Here is a 17,696-nt window from a genome sequence, read left to right as displayed (position 1 = left end):
TCTTCGGTCCGTCCCAGCCGGGTGGCCGACGCTCGCAGGTAAATGTCATCCCAATGCATGTGTGAGCTCTTCTCGGGGCGAGGTGGTGGCAAAGTGGCGGCGGCGATGGTGGGGGCCGCGACCACGGAGATCAGGCGGCTCGGCGCGCCGCCGGCTGGTGAGGCTCCAGCCACCGGACGGTCACCGGACCGGGGTCGGTGCGGCGGAGCGCGACGGCGGCGCGGTGGCGGGGGCCGCAGGGAACATCGAGGACGGTCCAGCCCGCAGGCCCGGCCGGTGCGGCCGGGCCACCGGAGCCGTGGTAATGCTCAGCGAGCTGGGTCCGCAGCAGCCCGGTGCCGACCCCCTTGAGGTGGGCCTCCTTGCGGGCCCACAGCAGGGTGAAGGCGGCCCGGCGGGCCGGAGGGTCCAGCCGGGCCAGCTCCGCCTGCTCCTCGGGGTGGAAGGCCGGCATACAGGCCGCCACCCGGGAGTCGCCCGCCAGAACCTGGGCGTCGACGCCCAGCGGCACCGCGGCCAGGCCCACCAGCACCAGGCCGTCGGTGTGTGAGAGCGAGAAGTGCAGGGGGAACGGCGCGTCCAGCACCACCGGGCGACCGTGCGGCCCGCCGCAGCCGGGGCACGCGTCCCGCCCGAGGCGGACCAGTTCGGGCGCGGTGCCCAGCCGCTCGGCCAGCAGCCGGCGCAGTGCGACGTGTGCCGTGGTGTACAGCACCCGGTCGGTGGCGCGCACGAAGCGGGCGGCCCGGCGCCGCTCCGCCTCGTCCAGCTGCGCCGGCGACGGTGGGCTCGGCTCCGTGGTGGCCGGCGACAGCAGCCACAGCTCCGCCCCCGGCCGCTCCGGGTCGCCGGTTGGCACCGCCGCCATTTACTGCTCCGTGGCCGGCCCGGCGTACCCGAGGGCAGCCGGCTCGAACTGGAGGCCGACGTGGGTGACGGCGCTGTTGACGTCGCGCCAGAAGCGCTGCAGGGGGCTGGTGGTGGACTGGCCACTGGTGCCCGCCGCGCTGAACATCCGGTTGACCGCGGTCACCAGGAGTTCGGCGGCCAGTGCGCTGTCGCGGGCGTTGCGCGCCACCTCCAGCGGGCTCGGCCCGGCGGCCTGCCCGGCTGTCGCCGCGGCGCGCTCCAGCAGCAGCCCGGCGCTGTCGATCTCCCCGGCGCAGCGGGCCAGCGTGGTGGCGTAGAACGTGCGGCTGGGGCCCGGGCCCGTCGGCTTTGCCGGCAAGTTACGGATCTTCTCGCCGGCGTAGCCGGACCAGTGGGCGTAAGCTCCGCGGGCCGCGCCCAGCGCGGGGGCGGCGAACAGCAGGCCGTTGACCGCCTGGAGCGGGATCCGGTGGTACGCCTGGTCCGCGTCGGGGCGGCCGTTGAACAGGTCGTCGCCGGGGAAGCTCAGCTCGTGCGGGACCAAGACATCGTCGATCACCACGGTGTTGCTGCCGGTGCCGCACATGCCGATGCTGGTCCAGGTGTCCTTGACCAGGAGGTCGGCGCGGGGCACGGCGAACACCCGGGCATGCTTCGCACTGCCGCCGACCACGGCCCGGACCAGGGCCCAGTCGCAGTGGTCGGCCACGCTGATGGACGGCCAGGTACCCGACAGCCGCCAGCCGTCCGCGCTCTCCACGGCCCGGCCGATCGGCGCGAGTGAGCCGGCCACGAGGGTATCCGGTCCGTGCTCCCAGATCCGGGCCTGTCCCGCCGCGGGCAGGAATCCCGCCATCCGGCCCACGCCCGCGACGATCGAGGCGCTCCAGGCGGCGGCTGCGCACTGCCGTCCGACGACGTCCAGGGCCCGCACCAGGTCGAGCGTGCCGCCGCCGGTGCCCCCGTGCTCGGGGGGCACGAAGTGCCGGGCGAAACCGGCCGCACGGATCGCGTCGACAACCGCGGGGTGCAGCCTGCGGGCCTGCTCCGAGGCGACGGCGTGCTCTCCGCCCAGCAGGGCGACCCGCTCGGCCGCCTCGGTCAGCGCGGTCGGCACGGCAGCGTCCCCCTTTCGGGTCGTCATGAGGTGTAAGGCCGCTTGGCGCGGGCCTCGTTGAGCGCCTGGGCCCACCAGTCGAGCTGGTCGAGCATGGCCTTGGCGGCCTGGTTGCATCCCACCGGGTCCACCGGCCGGCCGTCGGGGCCGAACCGCTCCCAGGCCTGGTGGAAGCTGACGCTGTCCCGCACGGTGACCGCGTGGACCTCGGCGAAGACCGGGCGCAGCTGCTCCACCGCGCGCAGACCTCCGGAGATCCCGCCGTAGGAGACGAAGCCGACCGGCTTGGCGTGCCACTCTGTGCGGTACCAGTCGATGGCGTTCTTCAGCGGTGCGGGAAAACTGTGGTTGTACTCGGGCGTGACCACGACGAACGCCTCGGCGGCGGCGAGCCGGGCCGAGAGCGCCTCCACCGCCGCGGGGCGCGAGGTCGCCGCGAAGTCCTGCATCACCACGGGCAGGTCGGCCTCGGCGAGGTCGACGACGTCGACGTCCCGGTATCCGAGCTCGGTCGCCTGGTCGAGGAACCAGTGGGCCACCGTGCGGCCCAGCCGGCCGGTCCGGGTGCTGCCCACGATGAGGGCGAGGCGGGCGGGGGGTTCGGACATGACGGTTCTCTCCTTTCGATGGTCTGGCGGTCAGCGGCGGTGCTCGGCGGTCAGGTCTTCCAGCACCGGGACCAGTTCGGCCGGGCTCGGGGCCTCGCGCATCTCCTGGTACAGGTCGGCCGCGCCCTTGCCGAAGGCGGGCTCCGTCAACAGGCGGGACAGCTGGTCGCGCAGGTTCTCGGCCGTCAACTCGGCACTCGGGATGAGCAGTCCGGCACCGTGGTCGGCGACGTACCGCGCGGTGACGTGCTCGCCCCAGAACGGCATGGGTGTGATCAGCTGTGGCACCTGGTGGGCCACCGCCGCCGCGAAGGTGCCGCCGCCGCCGTGGTGGATGATCGCCGAGCAGGTGGGCAGCAGCTGGCCGAGTGGGACGTAGTCGACCAGCCGAACGTTGTCGGGCACGGTGGTGACCAGGTCGCGCTGCTTGGCGTCGATGGTGGCGACCAGCTCGATGTCGAGCTCGGCGAGCGCGGCGACGATCTCCGGGAAGCCGACGCCGCTCTCCCGGAAGAGCTGCCGGCCCCGGCCGCCGAGCCCGAGGGTGAGGCACACCCGCGGGCGGTCCACCCGGGCAAGCAGCCAGTCGGGGACGACTGCCGCCCCGTTGTACGGCACCCGGCGCATCGGCTGGTAGGGCAGGTCGAGCGGTAGCCGCATCCCCGACGGCATCGGGTCGATGGTCCACTGGCCGAGCAGCAGCTCCTCGTCGTAGTCGAGGCCGTAGCAGCTCAGCATCGGGCGCATCAGGGCGTTGACCGGGTCCTGGCCCGGCGTGGCGCCCCGGGACGCCAGCTGCTGCCTGGACTTGGCGCGCAGCCAGGCGATGTTGTCCTGGCCCCACAGGATGCGGGCCTGTGCGGCGCCGCTGACCCGGGCGGCCACCGCGGCGGCCGGGCAGAACGGATCCCAGAGCACCAGGTCGGGTCGCCAGCTCTCGGTGAGGGAGACCAGGTCCTGGAGCACGGGGGTGAACATGGACAGCACCTGGGTGAGGCCGTACCACTGCTCTTCCCAGCGTGGGGTCTCCCGGTCGGTGTCCAGGGCAAGGCTGTCGTCCAGCCCGTCGAGCAGATCGAGGTTGGAGTTGAACTCGACCACGCTGGAGAGGATCTCCCGGTTGCCGAGTGGGATCGCGGTCAGGCCCGCATCGGTCACCAGGTCGACGGCGTCCGGGTGGATGGCCACCCGGACGTCGTGGCCGGCGTTCTGCAGGGCCCAGGCCAGCGGCACGATCGGATGGATGTGGGCCGTGGCGGGAAACACGGTGAACAGGACGCGCATCAGGATTCTCCAGGGCGGGCGGTGAAGCCCGGTCGTCAGGACGGGGTCGCGGCGACGACCGTGGCGGCGAAGTCGTCAACGATCCGCTCGTAGTAGTGCGGGCCGAAGCCCAACCGGTCGGTTTCCGGGACCAGGGAACGCAGCTTGTCGATGGCGATGACGTGATGGCTGCCGGTGTCCTCGTACTGGTGGCGCGCGGTGCGGCCGAGCCGTTGTTCCAGCCGGTCGACGATCCGTTCCACCGGTACGGCCACCCCGGAGGCCACGTTGACGATCTCGCCCTGGAGCCTCTGGGCCAGCAGCCGGTCGATCAGGGTGACCACGTCGGCGACGTCGATCAGATCACGGGCCGCGTCACGGTGGATCCGCACGTCGCCGTCGCGGATCTGTCTGACCAGGGCGGGCAGCAATTGGTGAGCCGGCTGGCCGGGGCCGACCAGGTGCCCGAGCCGCAGCACCAGGTGGTCCGCGCCCGAGGCGCGCAACTGCTCCTCCAGCGCCAGCTTGTGCGCGCCGTAGGGGGTGCAGGGGACGACGGGGACGTCCTCCCGGCCCGGCCCGTCCACCAGCCCGTACATGCCGGTGGCGGCGGTGGAGAAGAAGAGGAGGCGCCGGCCCGTGCTCCGGCAGGAGGCGGCCACCTCGTGCAGCAGCCTGGCCTCCCGCTCGAAGTCGGCGGCGGCGGTGCCGCTGGCCCAGGACACCCCGGCCGCCAGGGCGACGGTGTCGGGGTACCGTCCGGCGATCGGCTGGAGACTGCGGGCGATGAAGCCGTTTCCGATGATCTGCATGGGTGACTCCCTTCGAGGTGGCCGTCGCGACTCAGGCGCCCGACGCGCCGACGTATTCCTTGATCGAGGAGACGATGTAGTCGAGCATCTCGTCGGTCAGGGCCGGGTAGACGCCCACCCAGAAGGTCTGTTCGGTAATGATGTCGCTGTTCGTCAGGTCACCGACGATGCGGTGCGGTTGACCGATGTAGGCCGGGTGCCGGGTGAGGTTGCCGGCGAACAGCCGGCGGGTGCCGATGCGCCGCGACTCCAGGAAGTCGACCAGCCCGGCCCGGGTGAAGGCGGCCTCGGGGTCGACGGTGATCGCGAAGCCGAACCAGCTGGGGTCGCTGCGCCGGGTGGGCTCGGGCAGCAGCAGGCCGGGCACCCCGTCCAGACCTTCGCGCAGCCGGCGCCAGTTGCGCCGCCGGGCCGCGCAGAACTCGTCGAGCCTGGCGAGCTGGGTCAGACCGAGCGCTGCCTGCAGGTCGGTCGCCTTCAGGTTGTAACCGACGTGCGAGAAGATGTACTTGTGGTCGTAGCCGGCCGGCAGTGTGCCCATCTGGTACTTGAACCGCTTCAGGCACTTGTCGTTCTCGCCGGGCTCGCACCAGCAGTCCCGGCCCCAGTCACGCAGCGACTCCACGATGCGGGCCAGCGCCAGGTTGGAGGTCAGCACACAACCGCCCTCCCCCATCGTCAGGTGGTGCGCCGGATAGAAGCTGACGGTGGCCAGGTCGCCGAACGAGCCGGTGAGCTGCCCGTCGTAGGTCGAGCCGACCGCGTCGCAGTTGTCCTCGATCAGGAACAGCCCGTGTTCGTCCGCCAGTTGGGCGATCTCGGTGACCTCGAACGGGTTGCCGAGTGCATGCGCGATGATGATCGCCCTGGTTTTGGGGCCGATCGCGCGGGCGACCCGGTCGGCGGTGGTGTTGTAGGTCCTGAGGTCGACGTCGACGAAGACCGGGACGAGGCCGTTCTGCAGGATCGGGTTGACCGTGGTCGGGAACCCGGCGGCGACCGTGATCACCTCGTCGCCCGGCGTCAGCCTGCGGTCCTCCAGCAGGTGGGAGGTCAGTGCCGAGACCGCGAGCAGATTCGCCGAGGAGCCGGAGTTGGTCAGGTGCGCCTTACGGCGCTTGAGCCTGCGGGCGAATGCCGACTCGAACTTCCGGGAGTTCGGCCCGGCGGCGATTCGCATCTCGAGGGCGGCCCGGACAAGCGCGATCCGGTCCTCCTCGTCCAGCACCGCGCCGGAGGGCCAGATCTCGGTCACGCCGGGTACGAACGGGCCGGCGTCCGGCTGTGCCCGGTGGTAGTCCCGTACCTGCTCGAGCACCTGTTCCTGAAGGTCACTCATGTCCATTCCGTCCTTCTCGTGTCGGTGCTCATACGGCGGCGGCCAGCGCGCCGAGCGAGCTGTCCAGGTCACGGCGGGGCCGCCAGCCCAGCAGGCGCGCGGCCTTGGCGATGTCCAGCTGCTGCCATTCGGTGTCGCTGCGGGCGGTGTCGGCTTCCCGCTCGACCAGCCGGACGGCCAGCCCGCTGTGTGCGATCAACCGCTCGACGGCGCCCCGGACCGGTGTGGCCCGGCCACTGCCGATGTTGATGATCTGACCGGAGACCAGACCGGCCGGTGCGGCGGCCACGGCCAGCACCGCGTCGACCACGTCGCGGACGTCGACGAAGTCACGGCTGGCGCGCAACGGAGCCAGCTCCAGCATCGGGTTCGGCTCGCCCGCCTCGCGCAGCCGGGCGAGGCGCCCGGCGAGACCACCCAGCAGGCTGCCGGGCGGGGTGCCGGGGCCGGTGATGTTCGCGATCCGCAGTACGACGCCGTCCAGGGCACCGGACCGGGCCGCCGCCAGCACCCGATCGGTGGCCAGCAGCTTGGCCCGGCCGTACGGCGTGACCGGAGCGGGGGTGTGCGACTCGGTGGTCCCGCCGCCGACCGTGCCCGGGCCGTACTCGTGCACAGTGCCGAGCTGGATCAGCCTCGGTCGGCGCGGGAGAGCGGCCATCGCCTCGACCAGGTCGCCGACCAGCTCGGCGTTGGCCCGGTGCATCTCCTCCTGGGTGACACCCCACACCGCGCCCGCGGCGTTGACCACCAGTTCGGCCTCGGCATCGGCGAGGAACGCCGCCAGCCTGTCGGGGCCGGCACCGGTGAGGTCCATCGCCAGCGCGGCCACCCCGGGGGACGGGTGACGCCGCATGGGCGCGGTGCGGGAGACGGTGAGGACGTCGGCCCCGGCCCGTTGGAAGGCAGGGCTCAGATGGCGCCCCAGGAAGCCGCTTCCGCCCAGGACGACGACCCGGCGGCCGGCCATCGGCCGGCCGGGGGCGGGCGCCGTCATGCCGCCTGCTCGGGGTGCTTGACCGGCAGCCACCAGTCCGGGTTGTCCCGGTACCAGGCGACGGTGGCGGCCAGTCCGTCCTCGAAGGAGACCTGCGGGGCGTAGCCCAGCTCCTCGCGGATCTTGCTCTCGTCGACCGAGTAGCGCAGGTCGTGGCCCTTGCGGTCGGCCACCCGGCGGATCAGCGACTCGTCCTGGCCGCAGAGTTCGAGCAACTGGCGGGTGATGGCGAGATTGGTGCGCTCGTTACCACCGCCGATGTTGTAGACCTCGCCGGCCCGGCCACGGGTCAGCACCAGCTGGATGCCCCGGCAGTGGTCGTCCACGTGCAGCCACTCGCGGATGTTGCGGCCGTCGCCGTAGAGCGGCACCTGCTCGCCCTTGAGCAGGTTGGTGATGAACAGCGGGATGAGCTTCTCGGGGTGCTGGTACGGTCCGTAGTTGTTCGAGCAGCGGGTGATCGACACGTCCAGGCCGTGGGTCCGCCAGTACGAGCGGGCCACCAGGTCCGAGCCCGCCTTGGAGGCGGCGTACGGGGTGTTGGGCAGCAGTGGCCAGTCCTCGGTCCAGGATCCCTGCTCGATGGAGCCGTACACCTCGTCCGTGGAGATGTGCACCACCCGCTGGACGCCGGTGCGCAGGCAGGCTTCCAGGACGTTCTGGGTGCCGGCCACGTTGGTGCGCACGAAGTCGGCGGCGGCCTCGATCGAACGGTCCACGTGCGACTCGGCCGCGAAGTGCACCACCGCGTCGTGGCCGGGCAGCAGGTCGAGCAGCAACGGCAGGTCGCAGATGTCGCCCTGGACGAACTCCAGCCGGGGGTGGTGCGCCGGCAGGTTGGCCCGGTTGCCCGCGTACGTGAGCTTGTCGAGCACGGTGACCCGGGCTTCCTCGTACCCGGGGTACCGGCCGTCCAGCAGGGCGCGGACGTAGGTCGATCCGATGAAACCGGCCGCGCCGGTGACCAGGAGCCTCATGCTGCCACCTCCACGTGGGTGTGATCGCCGACGATCAGCCGGTGGTGCGCGCTGCCCCGGTCGCCGGAGTTGACGGTTGCCGCGCGTCCGATCAGGGAGGCGTTCAGCCGGCCGGCGCTGGAGACCTCGGCGCCGTCGAGGATGATCGAGTCGTCGACGTGCGTGGCGTACAGCCGGCAGTCGCGGCCCAGCGCGGTGTACGGGCCGATGTGCGCGGCGTCGACCACGCTGCCCGCTCCGATGATCGCCGGACCCTCGATCAGAGAGGCGGTGACCTTGGCGCCGGCCTCGACGACCACCGGGCCGATCAGTTCGCTCGCCTCGTCGACCTGCCCGGCGATCTCGTGGCGCAGGTCGTCGAGCAGACGGCGGTTGCAGGCCAGTACGTCCTCGACGCGGCCGGTGTCCTTCCAGTAGCCGTGGTACTCGCGCGCCCGCACGTCGGCTCCGGACTCCACCAGCCACTGGATGGCGTCGGTGATCTCCAGCTCGCCGCGGGCGCTGGGCCGGATCGCGGCGACCGCCTCGTGGATGGCGGGGGTGAAGAAGTACACGCCGATCAGCGCGAGGTCGCTGCGCGGTTCGGCGGGCTTCTCCACCAGGCGCAGCACCTCGCCCCCCGGGCCGAGTTCGGCCACGCCGAAGGCACGCGGGTCGGCGACCTTGTGCACCACGACCTGGGCGGCGGGCCGGCCGGCCCGGAAGTCGGCGGCGATGTCCCCGACGCCCTCGGGCAGCATGTTGTCGCCCAGGTACATCGCGAAGTCGTCGTCGCCCAGGAAGTCCCGGGCGATGGCGACCGTGTGCGCGAGCCCCCGCGGGGCGTCCTGGCGCAGGTAGGTCAGGCGTACGCCGAGCCGGCTGCCGTCACCGAGCACCGCGGCGATCTGCGGCTCGTGGTCTCCGACGATGAGGCCGATCTCGGTGATGCCGAGGTCGCGGACGGATTCCAGCACGTGTTCCAGGACCGGCCGGTTGGCCACCGGAATGAGCTGCTTGGGCATGGAGTAGCTGAAAGGCCGCAGACGGGTGCCCGTCCCGCCTGCCAGGACCAGAGCTTTCATGGAAGAGGTCTCCTCACGGGTGTGGAGTGCGTTGCGCGATCCGGTCGGCGGTGCTGTCGGCGCGTCAGGCCAGCGATTCCAGGTCGCGCGCGACCTCCGCCGGTGTGGGCATCCGCGTCATCTCGTGGCGCAGTTCGCGGGCCGCCTTGGCGAATTCGGGGTCGGTCAGCAGCTCGGTGAGTGCCGCGCCGATCCGCGCGGGGTCGTTCTGCTGGTGCGCCTCGTCCAGGGCGAGGCCGGCGCCCAGCTCGGTCACCCGCCGGCCGTGGGCGAACTGGTCGGCCAGCTGGGGCAGGACGAGTTGCGGCAGGCCGCGCCAGGTGGCGCTCATGGTGGTGCCGGCCCCGCCATGGTGTACGACCACGTCGTGGTCGGTGAGCAGCAGGTTCAGAGGAGTGGGATCGATCAGCCGGACGTTCTCCGGTACCGGGCCGATCTCCTCCCAGTGGGCGTTGCCGATGGCGGCGATCGCCTCGACCCCGGGCAGTTCGGCGAAGGCGCGCAGGATTCCGCGGGCCAGCGGGACGCCGTTGAGGGCCAGCACGTTGCGGCCCAGCGAGACCACCACACGCCGGCGGCGTTCGGTGCCCGGCCGTGCCGTGGTCCACTCCTGGCGCAGCCAGTCGGGTAGCGTGCCGTTGCCGTGCGAGTCCACGTGCCGGATCGGCGTGCCCGGTTCGGCCTCCGGCAGCTGCAGCGACGGCGGGCACGGGTCCAGGATCACGGCCGGATCGGGCAGCGCGGCGACCCCGGCGGCGTCGAGCAACTCGCGGTGGGTCTCACGCGCCTGGACGCGGGTGGTGCCGGTCAGCGGGTCGACCCCCCAACGGTGGTGCACGACCGGGACGTCGAGCAGCGCGCCGATGATGAGGGAGCAGTACTCCAGGCCGTCGGCCACGATCAGGTCCGGGTGGTAGGCCCGGGCGAGACCGAGGTAGGCGTCCAGGACCGTCCCGTTGTGGGCCGCCCAGGAACGGGCGAAGTCGCCGGGGTCGCCGTTGCGCGACGGGTGGCCCCAGCACTCGATCGGGCGGAGGCCGTGCGGCAGCCAGCCGCGGATCAGATCGGTCATCCCGAACCGGTCGCCCACGCTCGCGGCACTCAGCCCGGCGCCCGCGGCCGCGGCCAGCACGTCCGGCTGGCCGGCCACCAGCACCTCGTGCCCCGCGCCGCGGAGCGCCCAGGCCAGTGGCACGAGTGGCGTCAGATGACCGCCGTCGGGCGTGACGACGAAGAGAACACGCATCTGTTTCCCCAGTCCTGGATAGGATCTGAATTCCCGCGGAACGGGCGGCGGTGAGTATGCCGAAGAATTTCTCGGACTGACATGAATGGGGGCGTATTCCCCGCGCAACCGCCTCGACGTAACACGAATATCCTCTGTGCCGTCTTCTCCGGCGTCAAGGGAGCCGGTTTCCGCTCAGGTCACGCCAAAGCCAGGACCGGGTCAATTCAAAAACACCCCGCAAGCGGAATGTCAGCACATTGCAAAGTGTGGCCGAGATCACGCGCCGGGGCTTTCGGTGACGGCATGGACAGCACCGTGCCCCGGCCGGATCCGCCCCTCGTGGGGGCCGGCCCGACCGGGGCACGGTGGGTGTACGGGAACCGTCTGTCGGCGGCCGTGGCCGCCGATGGCCTCAAGCCGCCGTCGGCGGCCGCCAGTCGGCCAGGACCCCGGCGGCCAGGGCGTCGGCCAGCGAAGGAGCGGACCTGTCCTTGTCCGAGATGATCGGCGGCTCGGTGAATCCCCACGGGATGGCGAGGTCCTGGTCCAGCGGATCGATGTCGATCTGCGTGCCGGGGACATGGACGCTGGACAGCACGTAGCAGATGCAGCTGTCGTCGCTGAGTGCGAGGAATCCGTGCGCGACGCCCTCGGGAACGTAGACGGCTCGCCCCGATGTGTCGTCCAGCAGGTTGCTTTCGTATGTGCCGAAGGTCGGCGAGCCGACCCGGAGGTCGACCACGAAATCCCGCAGCGCACCGCGCACGCAAGAGACGAACTTCGCCTGACCCGGCGGAATGGTCACGCTGTGCAGCCCGCGCAGGGTGTTGCGACGGGACACCGAATAATTGATCTGGCGTGGCACGAATGGCTCGCCCACAATGCGGCCGAGCTCCTCCGTGCGAAGGGACTCGAAGAACGCGCCGCGCTCGTCGAGGAGCAGCTTCGGCTCCACCACATACACGCCGGGAATACTGGTCTCGGCCATCTGCATGGCATTTCCCCCTTTCTTTTGCCGGGTGCCCGCGTGCGGCGGTCCGGTCAGTGGGCCGCCCCGGTCGGCTGGGCGGTGGTCGACGCCTTCGCCGCGGTGGCAGCCGCGGCAGCGGCCGCCACCTGGCCGCGGGTGCGGATGCACCAGGCACTCAGAAAGGCCAGCACGCCGACCACCGTGCCGTACACGAAGACCTGGTGGGTACCGGCGGCGACGGCGTGCTCGTAGGCCCTGTGGGCGGCCGGCGGGAGCGCGCGCAGGCTGTCGGCGCTCAGGTGTGTGGCGGAGGTGGGCGCGGCGTGACCGCCTCGACCGCCGGGACCGCCGTGGTGGGCACCGGCGCTGATGTGGTCGGCGAAGACGATACCGGCCAGCGAGACACCGAACGAGCCGCCGAGGGTGCGGGAGAGGGTGACGGTGGAGGAGGCCACCCCGAGATGCCGGCGCTCCACGCTCTCCATGCCCACGGAGAGGGTGACCTGCATCGCGAAGCCCAGGCCTGCACCGAAGACGGCCATGTAGGCGCCGGTGACGACGGAGCCGGTCCCGGTGTCCATCAGCGAGAACAGGAAGACCCCGGCGGCGATCAGGAACGCGCCGATCGCCGCGTAGAGGGTGAAGTTGCCCTTGCGGGAGATGAGTTGGCCGGCGAACAGGTTGACGGCCACCATCGACAGCAGCAGCGGCAGCATCAGGATGCCCGCGCTGGTGGCCGAGGCGCCCTGCACGGCCTGCTGGAACATGGGCAGGAACGTCATCACGGCGACCATCACGAAGCCGACCAGGAATGCCAGGACGTTCGCCCAGCAGAAGTTGCGGCTGCGGAAGACGCCGAGCGGCAGCACCGGTTCGGCGGCCCGGCGCTCGACCGCGATCAGTGCGGCGGTGGCAGCGACGGCGACCACCGCGAGGCCGATGATCTCCGCCGAGTCCCAGTGGTACTTGCTGCCGCCCCAGGTGGTGATGAGCACCAGGGCGGCGATCGCGGTCGCCAGCAGGGCGGCTCCCAGGTAGTCGATCCGCCCGGCGGTGCGCCGGGCGGGCACCTGCAGCGCGACGGCGACCATCACCAGTGCAGCCAGCCCGACCGGCACGTTGACGTAGAAGCAGTAGCGCCAGCCGAGGTGGTCGGTAAGGAAGCCGCCGACCAGCGGTCCGGCGACCATGGCGGCCCCCATAACGGCCGAGGCCATGGCCTGGAACTTGCCTCGGGCCTGCGGCGTGACCAGTTCGCCGATCAGCGACAGCGCGCCGACCATCAGGCCGCCGCCGCCGAGGCCCTGCAGGACCCGCAGGCCGATGAGCTGGTTCATCGACTGGGCGAGGCCGCACAGGGCGGAGCCGAGCAGAAAGATCCCGATCGAGCCGAGGAAACAGCCCTTGCGCCCGTACATGTCGCCGAGCTTGCCCCAGATCGGGGTGGAGGCGGCGGTGGCCAGCATGTATCCGGAGGCCACCCAGGACAGATGGTCGAGGCCGCCGAGGTCGCCGACGATGGTGGGCATCGCGGTGCCCAGGATCAGGCTGTCGAGGGAGGCGAGCAGCATCGCCAGCACCGCCGCGGCCATCACGACGTAGGTGGCGCGGGTCGGCGGCGGCGGGACCGGCACGCCGGCCGGAGTCGGGTTCTGCGAGATGGCGTCCACGCCCCTTCCAGGCTGCGGGGTCGCGCCCCGCAGCCACTTACTTGCCGGTTGGTTAGTTGGGTACAGTGGAGAACGTAGGGGCTTTACTTACCAACCGTCAAGTAAGAAGGACGCGAACGGAATTGGCCACCCGACAGACCGCGGCGAACACCCGCAACCGCAGAAGAGACACCCGCCGGGAGATCCAGGAGATCGCGCTACGGCACTTCATCGAGCATGGCTACGAGACCACCTCGCTGCGCGAGATCGCCGAGGAACTGGGCGTCACCCACGCCGCGCTCTACTACCACTTCCGGTCCAAGGAGGACATCCTCGTCAGCGTCGCCGAGGGCCTGGGCGAACCGATCGACGAGCTGATCGCCTGGGGTGAGCAGCAGCCCCCGACCCTCCAGACCCGGCAGGAGCTGCTCACCCGGTACAGCGAGGCACTCACCGCCGCCGCCCCGCTCTTCCAGTTGATGCAGGAGAACCAGTCGGCACTGCGGAAGCTGAGCATCGGTCAGACGCTGAACGAGCGGGTGGCCGCACTGTCGCGGCTGATCTACCTGCCCGAAGCGCCGCTGGAGGCCCAGGTCCGGGCCTCCAGCGCGCTGATGACGGTGCATTTCGGCGCGTTCTCGCTCTACGCCCTGCCCGGCGACGCGGAGGAGAAGCGCAAGGCCCTGCTGGACCTCGGGCTGGAACTGCTGGCCGCCGCGGACGCGGGCAGCCGGTGATCCGGCGGCGGGCCTCAGCGACCCGCCGCGCGGCGCACCGCGTCCAGCAGCCCGGCCTGCGCCAGGCAGTCCCCGGCTGTCGGACCGGCGCCGGCACGCACCGCCGCGGTGAACGCCGCGAGGGTGAGCGCCACCTGGTCCGCGGCCGCCAGCTCGATCTCCTCGGTGCCCGAGGGCCGGGTCAGCCGGAGCACCGGCCGGTGGTCGGCGGGCGGGGTGAAGGCGCGTTCCACGCTGATCCGGCCGGTGCTGCCGACCAGCTCGTAACTGGACCGGTAGGCGTGCTCCATACCGAACTCGAGCTGCGCGACGGCGCCTTCGGGTGTGCGCAGCAGCACCGCGCCGCCGGTCTCCACCTGCCGGCCGGCAACGGTCTCCAGGGCGGCACCCACCACCCGCAGCCGGTCCCCCAGAAAGTGCAGGGCCGCCCGCAGCGGGTAGACGCCGACATCCGACAGCGCACCGCCGCCGAGTTCGGGACGGTGCCGGATGTCGCCGGCCGGCAGTGCCGGGATGGTGAACACCGCGTGGAAGGAGCGTGGTTCACCGATGGCACCGTCGGCCACCAGCCGCCGGACCGACTCGTGCTGGGGATGATGGACGAACATCACGTTCTCCATCAGCACCAGGCCGCGCCGCTCGGCCGACTCGACCAGCTCCCGGGTCCGGTCGGCCTCGGTGGTGAGCGGCTTCTCGGCCAGCACGTGCTTCCCCGCGCGCAACGCCGCGGCCACCCACTCGGCGTGCAGCGCGGCGGGCAGCGGTATGTAGACCGCGTCCACCTCGGCCAGAGCGAGCAGTTCGGCGTAGCCGGTGACCGGTCGGCAGCCGTACGGCCGGCTCGTCTCAGCGGCGGTGCGGCCGTCCCGGCTGGCCACCGCGACGAGCTCGATCCGGTCGTCGGCGGCCATCGCGGGCAGCATCCGACGGCGGGCGATCCCGGCGCAGCCCATGACTCCCAGACGCAACGGAGTCATCGGGCCGGTAGCGCCGTGGCGTTGAGGCAGGCCAGCAGGGTGCGCGCCTGTACGTTGACGTAGCGACCGTGACGGACCAGCGAGGTGAGCTGGCCGGGCGTGACCCAGCGGAAGCCCTCCGGCGGTTCGGACGCGGCCGTCCGCTCGTCCGCCTCGACGATCAGATAGCGGCTCTCGGCGTTCAGGAACCGGCCGCCCTCCTCCGAGTGCACGGCCTCGTAGTGAATCCGCTCCGGCCCGGCGTGAAGCACCGCGTCCAGGAAGGGCGGTCGGTCCTCGGGCGGCAGGTGCGCGTGGCTGCCCTCGGTGGTCTGGACCGTGGGACCGAGCTCGACCGTGTCGAGGAAGCCGCCCTCGACCCGCGCGTGGACCAGGACGTGCCGCACGCCGTCGACGGTCCGGGTCAGGAAGGCGGCCACGCCGCGTCCGACCGGCTCGAACAGTGGCTGGGTCCAGCTGCCGACCTCCCGGCTGCCGGCCCGGACCCGGACCGCGACGGTGCGGAAGTAGCGGCCGTCCTCGTGGTCGATGGACCGCTCACCATGCCGCCAGCCCTGCACCGAGGCGAGCGGCACCCGCTCCGCCGACACGTCGTGGCGCGAGCGCTCGGTGGTGAACCAGGACAGCACTTCGGTGTCCGAGGACAGCGCCCGCGGCTGGGGGTCCGCGAGCGGCATGCAGGAGAGCACGGTGCGCGAGTCCATGTTGACCACGTTGTCGCGGTGCAGCAGCTCGTTCACCTGGCCGAGCGTGAGCCAGCAGAAGTCCTCGTGCTCGGGGACCTCCCCGACCGCCTCGACCACCATGTTGCGGTTGGACTTCCGGAAGAACCAGGAGCCGTGCTCGGACTGCAGCACGTCGGCCAGCACGTGGCCGCTTGCCGGGTCGGTGAAGTACTCGATGTACTTCACGTCGCTGCCCTTGTGCACCTTGGTGTAGTTGCTGCGGGTGGCCTGCACCGTCGGTGACAGCTGCAGCAGGTTCGGATTGCCCGGCTCCATCTTCGCCTGCATCAGCAGGTGCAGCACCCCGTCGAACTCCTTGACCAGGATGCCGAGGATGCCCACCTCGGGCTGCTTGATGATGGGCTGCTGCCAGTGCCGGACCGGACCGTCGCCGACCGTGACCCGCAGGCCCTCGACGCTGAAGAAGCGACCACTGTGGTGCCGTAGGTTGCCGGTGGCCTCGTCGAAGGACCAGCCCTCCAACTCGGCGAACGGGATCCGGTCGACCTCGAACCGGTGCGCCCGGCCGCGGGCGGCCAGCCAGTCGGCGAAGTCCTCGGTGGCCAAGTGCGCGCCGCGGACGGTGGCGGCGGAGCGGGCGAGCCGCTCGGCGAGGGTGGCGTCCTCGCGGGGGCGCAGCCGGGCGGGCTCGGCGAGACTGGGTCGCATGGGGGGTTTCCTCCTGGGGTGGCTGGTCATCGGGTCAGCTGCTCGAGGTCGCGGACCACGCGGGCGGGCGAGGGCATCCCGGCCATCTCGGCCCGCAGTTCCGCGGCCGCCTTGGCGTAGCGGGGTTCGGCGAGCAATTCCCGTACGGCTGTGCGCACTCGGGCCGGGTCGTCCTGCTCGGCCGGGTCGTGCAGGAAGAGGCCGGCGCCGGCCTCGGTCACCCGCTCGCCGTACCAGAACTGGTCGGCCAGCTGCGGCAGCACGAGCTGCGGCAGGCCGAAGAAGGACGCGGTCATCGCGGTCCCCGCGCCGCCGTGGTGGACCACCGCCGAGCACGAGTCGAGCAGCAGGGTCAGCGGGAGCGGCTCGACCAGCCGCACGTTGGCGGGGATCGGTCCCAGCACGTCGTGATACCGGCGCCGCACCGTCACCACGGCCTCCACCTCGGGCATCTGGCCGAAGGCCTCCACGAGGTGGCGGAACAGCCCTTCGCCGTGGTACTCGATGGTGCGTCCGCCCAGCGAGACCGCGACCCGACTGCGGTCGGCTGTGCCGCCCCGGCTGTCGCGCAGCCACTCGGGCATCACGCCGTTGCCGTTGAACGGCACGAAGCGGACCGGGGCGCCCGGCGTGATTCCCGGCAGCTGAAGGCTGGGCGGGCACGGGTCGAGCAGCAGGTCCGGGAACGGCAGGTCGGTCAGGCCGAGGCGCTCGTAGGCCTCCCGGAGTCCGTCCCGGCCGGCAGCGCGCGCCTGGCCGGAGACCGGGTCGACTCCCCAGCGGTGGTGGACCACCGGCACTTCGAGCTCTTCGCCGAGCAGCAGCGAGAGGTACTCGAGCGGGTCACCGATGATCAGGTCGGGGCGGAACCGCCGCGCCACCTCCAGGTACCGGGGTAGCACCTCGAGAGTCTGCGGCATCCACAGCCTCCCGATGTTGGACAGCTGCTCCAGCTGCGGCCGCCCCCAGGACTCCAGCGGGCGCCGTCCCGGGTCGAGCCGCTTGGCCAGCAACTCGTCGACGTTGAGCGGGCCGCCCAGCTCGACGGCGTTCAGGCCCGCCGAGGCGGCAGCAGCCATCACGTCCGCGCGTCCGGCGACGAGCAGTTCGTGGCCGGCCGCCCGGATCGCCCAAGCCAGCGGGACGAGCGGGGTGAGATGGGTGGACACCGGTGAGGTGATCAAGAGGACACGCATCTGATTCTCCTGCCGGGGATCGGGTCGGTGGCGTGTGGTGGGCCGAAGCGGACGCGGCCCACCACACGAGGGGCGCTACTGGGCGCCCGCAGCCTGCGGGACGTTCTCCCTGACCCAGCGGGCCACGGTCGGCAGGGAGGTTCCGGCGGAGAAGACCTCCGCGACGCCGAGCTTCTTGAGCGGCACCACGTCCGCCGTCGGGATGATGCCGCCGCCGAACACGGTGATCTCCCGGCTCCCCCGCTCGCGGAGGATCTCGAAGAGCCGGGCGAACAGTGTGAGGTGCTCGCCCTGCACGCTGGAGAGGCATACCGCGTCGGCGTCCTTGCCGATCACGGCCTCCACCACCTGCTCGACGGTGTCCAGCGGTCCGGTGATGGTCTCGACGCCGGCCTCGCTCAGCGCGTCGACCAGCGGCCGCGGCGCGTCGCCGCCCGCCCCCGGCATGGCCAGGACGACGCGGATCGGAGTGTTCTGCTGCATGGTTGCCTCCAGGCT

At 71.7% G+C, this 17,696-nt stretch carries 17 protein-coding genes; 1 reads left to right on the top strand and 16 read right to left on the bottom strand.

What is annotated here, in order from left to right; all coding sequences use genetic code 11:
* Positions 1-130 precede the first annotated feature (130 nt).
* The 12 genes from ACFYZB_RS23290 to ACFYZB_RS23235 form a co-directional block, all read right to left on the bottom strand.
* Positions 131-868: a 4'-phosphopantetheinyl transferase family protein gene (locus tag ACFYZB_RS23290; RefSeq protein WP_388761715.1), complete on the bottom strand. Its 738-nt coding sequence runs from the start codon at positions 866-868 to the stop codon at positions 131-133.
* A complete protein-coding gene (locus tag ACFYZB_RS23285) occupies positions 869-2,014 on the bottom strand; it encodes an acyl-CoA dehydrogenase family protein (protein ID WP_388761712.1) in 1,146 nt (381 codons plus the stop codon).
* The gene (locus ACFYZB_RS23280) at positions 2,011-2,595 is read right to left on the bottom strand and encodes an NADPH-dependent FMN reductase (RefSeq protein ID WP_388761709.1); all 585 of its coding nucleotides are present in this window, start codon (positions 2,593-2,595) and stop codon (positions 2,011-2,013) included. The genes ACFYZB_RS23285 and ACFYZB_RS23280 overlap by 4 nt, the downstream gene beginning before the upstream one ends.
* A 30-nt stretch (positions 2,596-2,625) precedes the next feature.
* Positions 2,626-3,879 carry an activator-dependent family glycosyltransferase gene (locus ACFYZB_RS23275; RefSeq protein WP_388761706.1) on the bottom strand — a complete coding sequence of 418 codons (1,254 nt, stop codon included), beginning with the start codon at positions 3,877-3,879 and terminating at the stop codon, positions 2,626-2,628.
* A 35-nt stretch (positions 3,880-3,914) separates the two neighbouring features.
* The gene (locus ACFYZB_RS23270; RefSeq protein WP_388761703.1) at positions 3,915-4,670 is read right to left on the bottom strand and encodes an NAD-dependent epimerase/dehydratase family protein; all 756 of its coding nucleotides are present in this window, start codon (positions 4,668-4,670) and stop codon (positions 3,915-3,917) included.
* A gap of 31 nt (positions 4,671-4,701) precedes the next feature.
* Positions 4,702-6,009 (bottom strand): lipopolysaccharide biosynthesis protein RfbH, encoded by a 1,308-nt coding sequence (gene rfbH / locus ACFYZB_RS23265; protein WP_388761699.1) that lies wholly within the window; start codon positions 6,007-6,009, stop codon positions 4,702-4,704.
* Between the two features lie 28 nt (positions 6,010-6,037).
* Entirely contained in the window at positions 6,038-7,006 is a 969-nt protein-coding gene (locus ACFYZB_RS23260) for an NAD-dependent epimerase/dehydratase family protein (protein WP_388761696.1), read from the bottom strand.
* The gene (gene rfbB / locus ACFYZB_RS23255; RefSeq protein WP_388761693.1) at positions 7,003-7,983 is read right to left on the bottom strand and encodes a dTDP-glucose 4,6-dehydratase; all 981 of its coding nucleotides are present in this window, start codon (positions 7,981-7,983) and stop codon (positions 7,003-7,005) included. Before rfbB ends, ACFYZB_RS23260 begins: the two co-directional genes overlap by 4 nt.
* Positions 7,980-9,047, bottom strand: a complete 1,068-nt coding sequence (locus tag ACFYZB_RS23250; protein WP_388761690.1) for a glucose-1-phosphate thymidylyltransferase — start codon at positions 9,045-9,047, stop codon at positions 7,980-7,982. Before ACFYZB_RS23250 ends, rfbB begins: the two co-directional genes overlap by 4 nt.
* A 64-nt stretch (positions 9,048-9,111) precedes the next feature.
* Positions 9,112-10,293, bottom strand: a complete 1,182-nt coding sequence (locus ACFYZB_RS23245; RefSeq protein WP_388761687.1) for a nucleotide disphospho-sugar-binding domain-containing protein — start codon at positions 10,291-10,293, stop codon at positions 9,112-9,114.
* Between the two features lie 394 nt (positions 10,294-10,687).
* Entirely contained in the window at positions 10,688-11,269 is a 582-nt protein-coding gene (locus tag ACFYZB_RS23240) for a dTDP-4-dehydrorhamnose 3,5-epimerase family protein (RefSeq protein ID WP_388761684.1), read from the bottom strand.
* A 47-nt stretch (positions 11,270-11,316) separates the two neighbouring features.
* Positions 11,317-12,915 carry an MDR family MFS transporter gene (locus tag ACFYZB_RS23235; RefSeq protein WP_388761681.1) on the bottom strand — a complete coding sequence of 533 codons (1,599 nt, stop codon included), beginning with the start codon at positions 12,913-12,915 and terminating at the stop codon, positions 11,317-11,319.
* 122 nt (positions 12,916-13,037) lie between these two features.
* On the opposite strand from ACFYZB_RS23235, the gene ACFYZB_RS23230 reads away from it, so the two are divergent.
* Entirely contained in the window at positions 13,038-13,631 is a 594-nt protein-coding gene (locus ACFYZB_RS23230) for a TetR/AcrR family transcriptional regulator (protein WP_388761678.1), read from the top strand.
* A 14-nt stretch (positions 13,632-13,645) separates the two neighbouring features.
* Here the strand turns inward: ACFYZB_RS23230 and ACFYZB_RS23225 are convergent, their stop codons facing one another.
* From ACFYZB_RS23225 to ACFYZB_RS23210, 4 genes are all read right to left on the bottom strand, one after another.
* Positions 13,646-14,608, bottom strand: a complete 963-nt coding sequence (locus ACFYZB_RS23225; RefSeq protein ID WP_388761675.1) for a Gfo/Idh/MocA family protein — start codon at positions 14,606-14,608, stop codon at positions 13,646-13,648.
* Positions 14,605-16,002 carry an NDP-hexose 2,3-dehydratase family protein gene (locus ACFYZB_RS23220; RefSeq protein ID WP_388761672.1) on the bottom strand — a complete coding sequence of 466 codons (1,398 nt, stop codon included), beginning with the start codon at positions 16,000-16,002 and terminating at the stop codon, positions 14,605-14,607. Before ACFYZB_RS23220 ends, ACFYZB_RS23225 begins: the two co-directional genes overlap by 4 nt.
* A 26-nt stretch (positions 16,003-16,028) precedes the next feature.
* Positions 16,029-17,198 carry a nucleotide disphospho-sugar-binding domain-containing protein gene (locus ACFYZB_RS23215; RefSeq protein WP_388761669.1) on the bottom strand — a complete coding sequence of 390 codons (1,170 nt, stop codon included), beginning with the start codon at positions 17,196-17,198 and terminating at the stop codon, positions 16,029-16,031.
* 75 nt (positions 17,199-17,273) lie between these two features.
* The gene (locus ACFYZB_RS23210; RefSeq protein WP_388761667.1) at positions 17,274-17,681 is read right to left on the bottom strand and encodes a cobalamin B12-binding domain-containing protein; all 408 of its coding nucleotides are present in this window, start codon (positions 17,679-17,681) and stop codon (positions 17,274-17,276) included.
* Positions 17,682-17,696: the final 15 nt, after the last annotated feature.

Source organism: Streptomyces sp. NPDC001852, assembly GCF_042891825.1.
Taxonomy (GTDB): Bacteria; Actinomycetota; Actinomycetes; order Streptomycetales; family Streptomycetaceae; genus Streptomyces.
The sequence above is the reverse complement of the archived record's forward strand: the minus strand, read 5'-3'. Positions and strand labels throughout refer to the sequence as shown.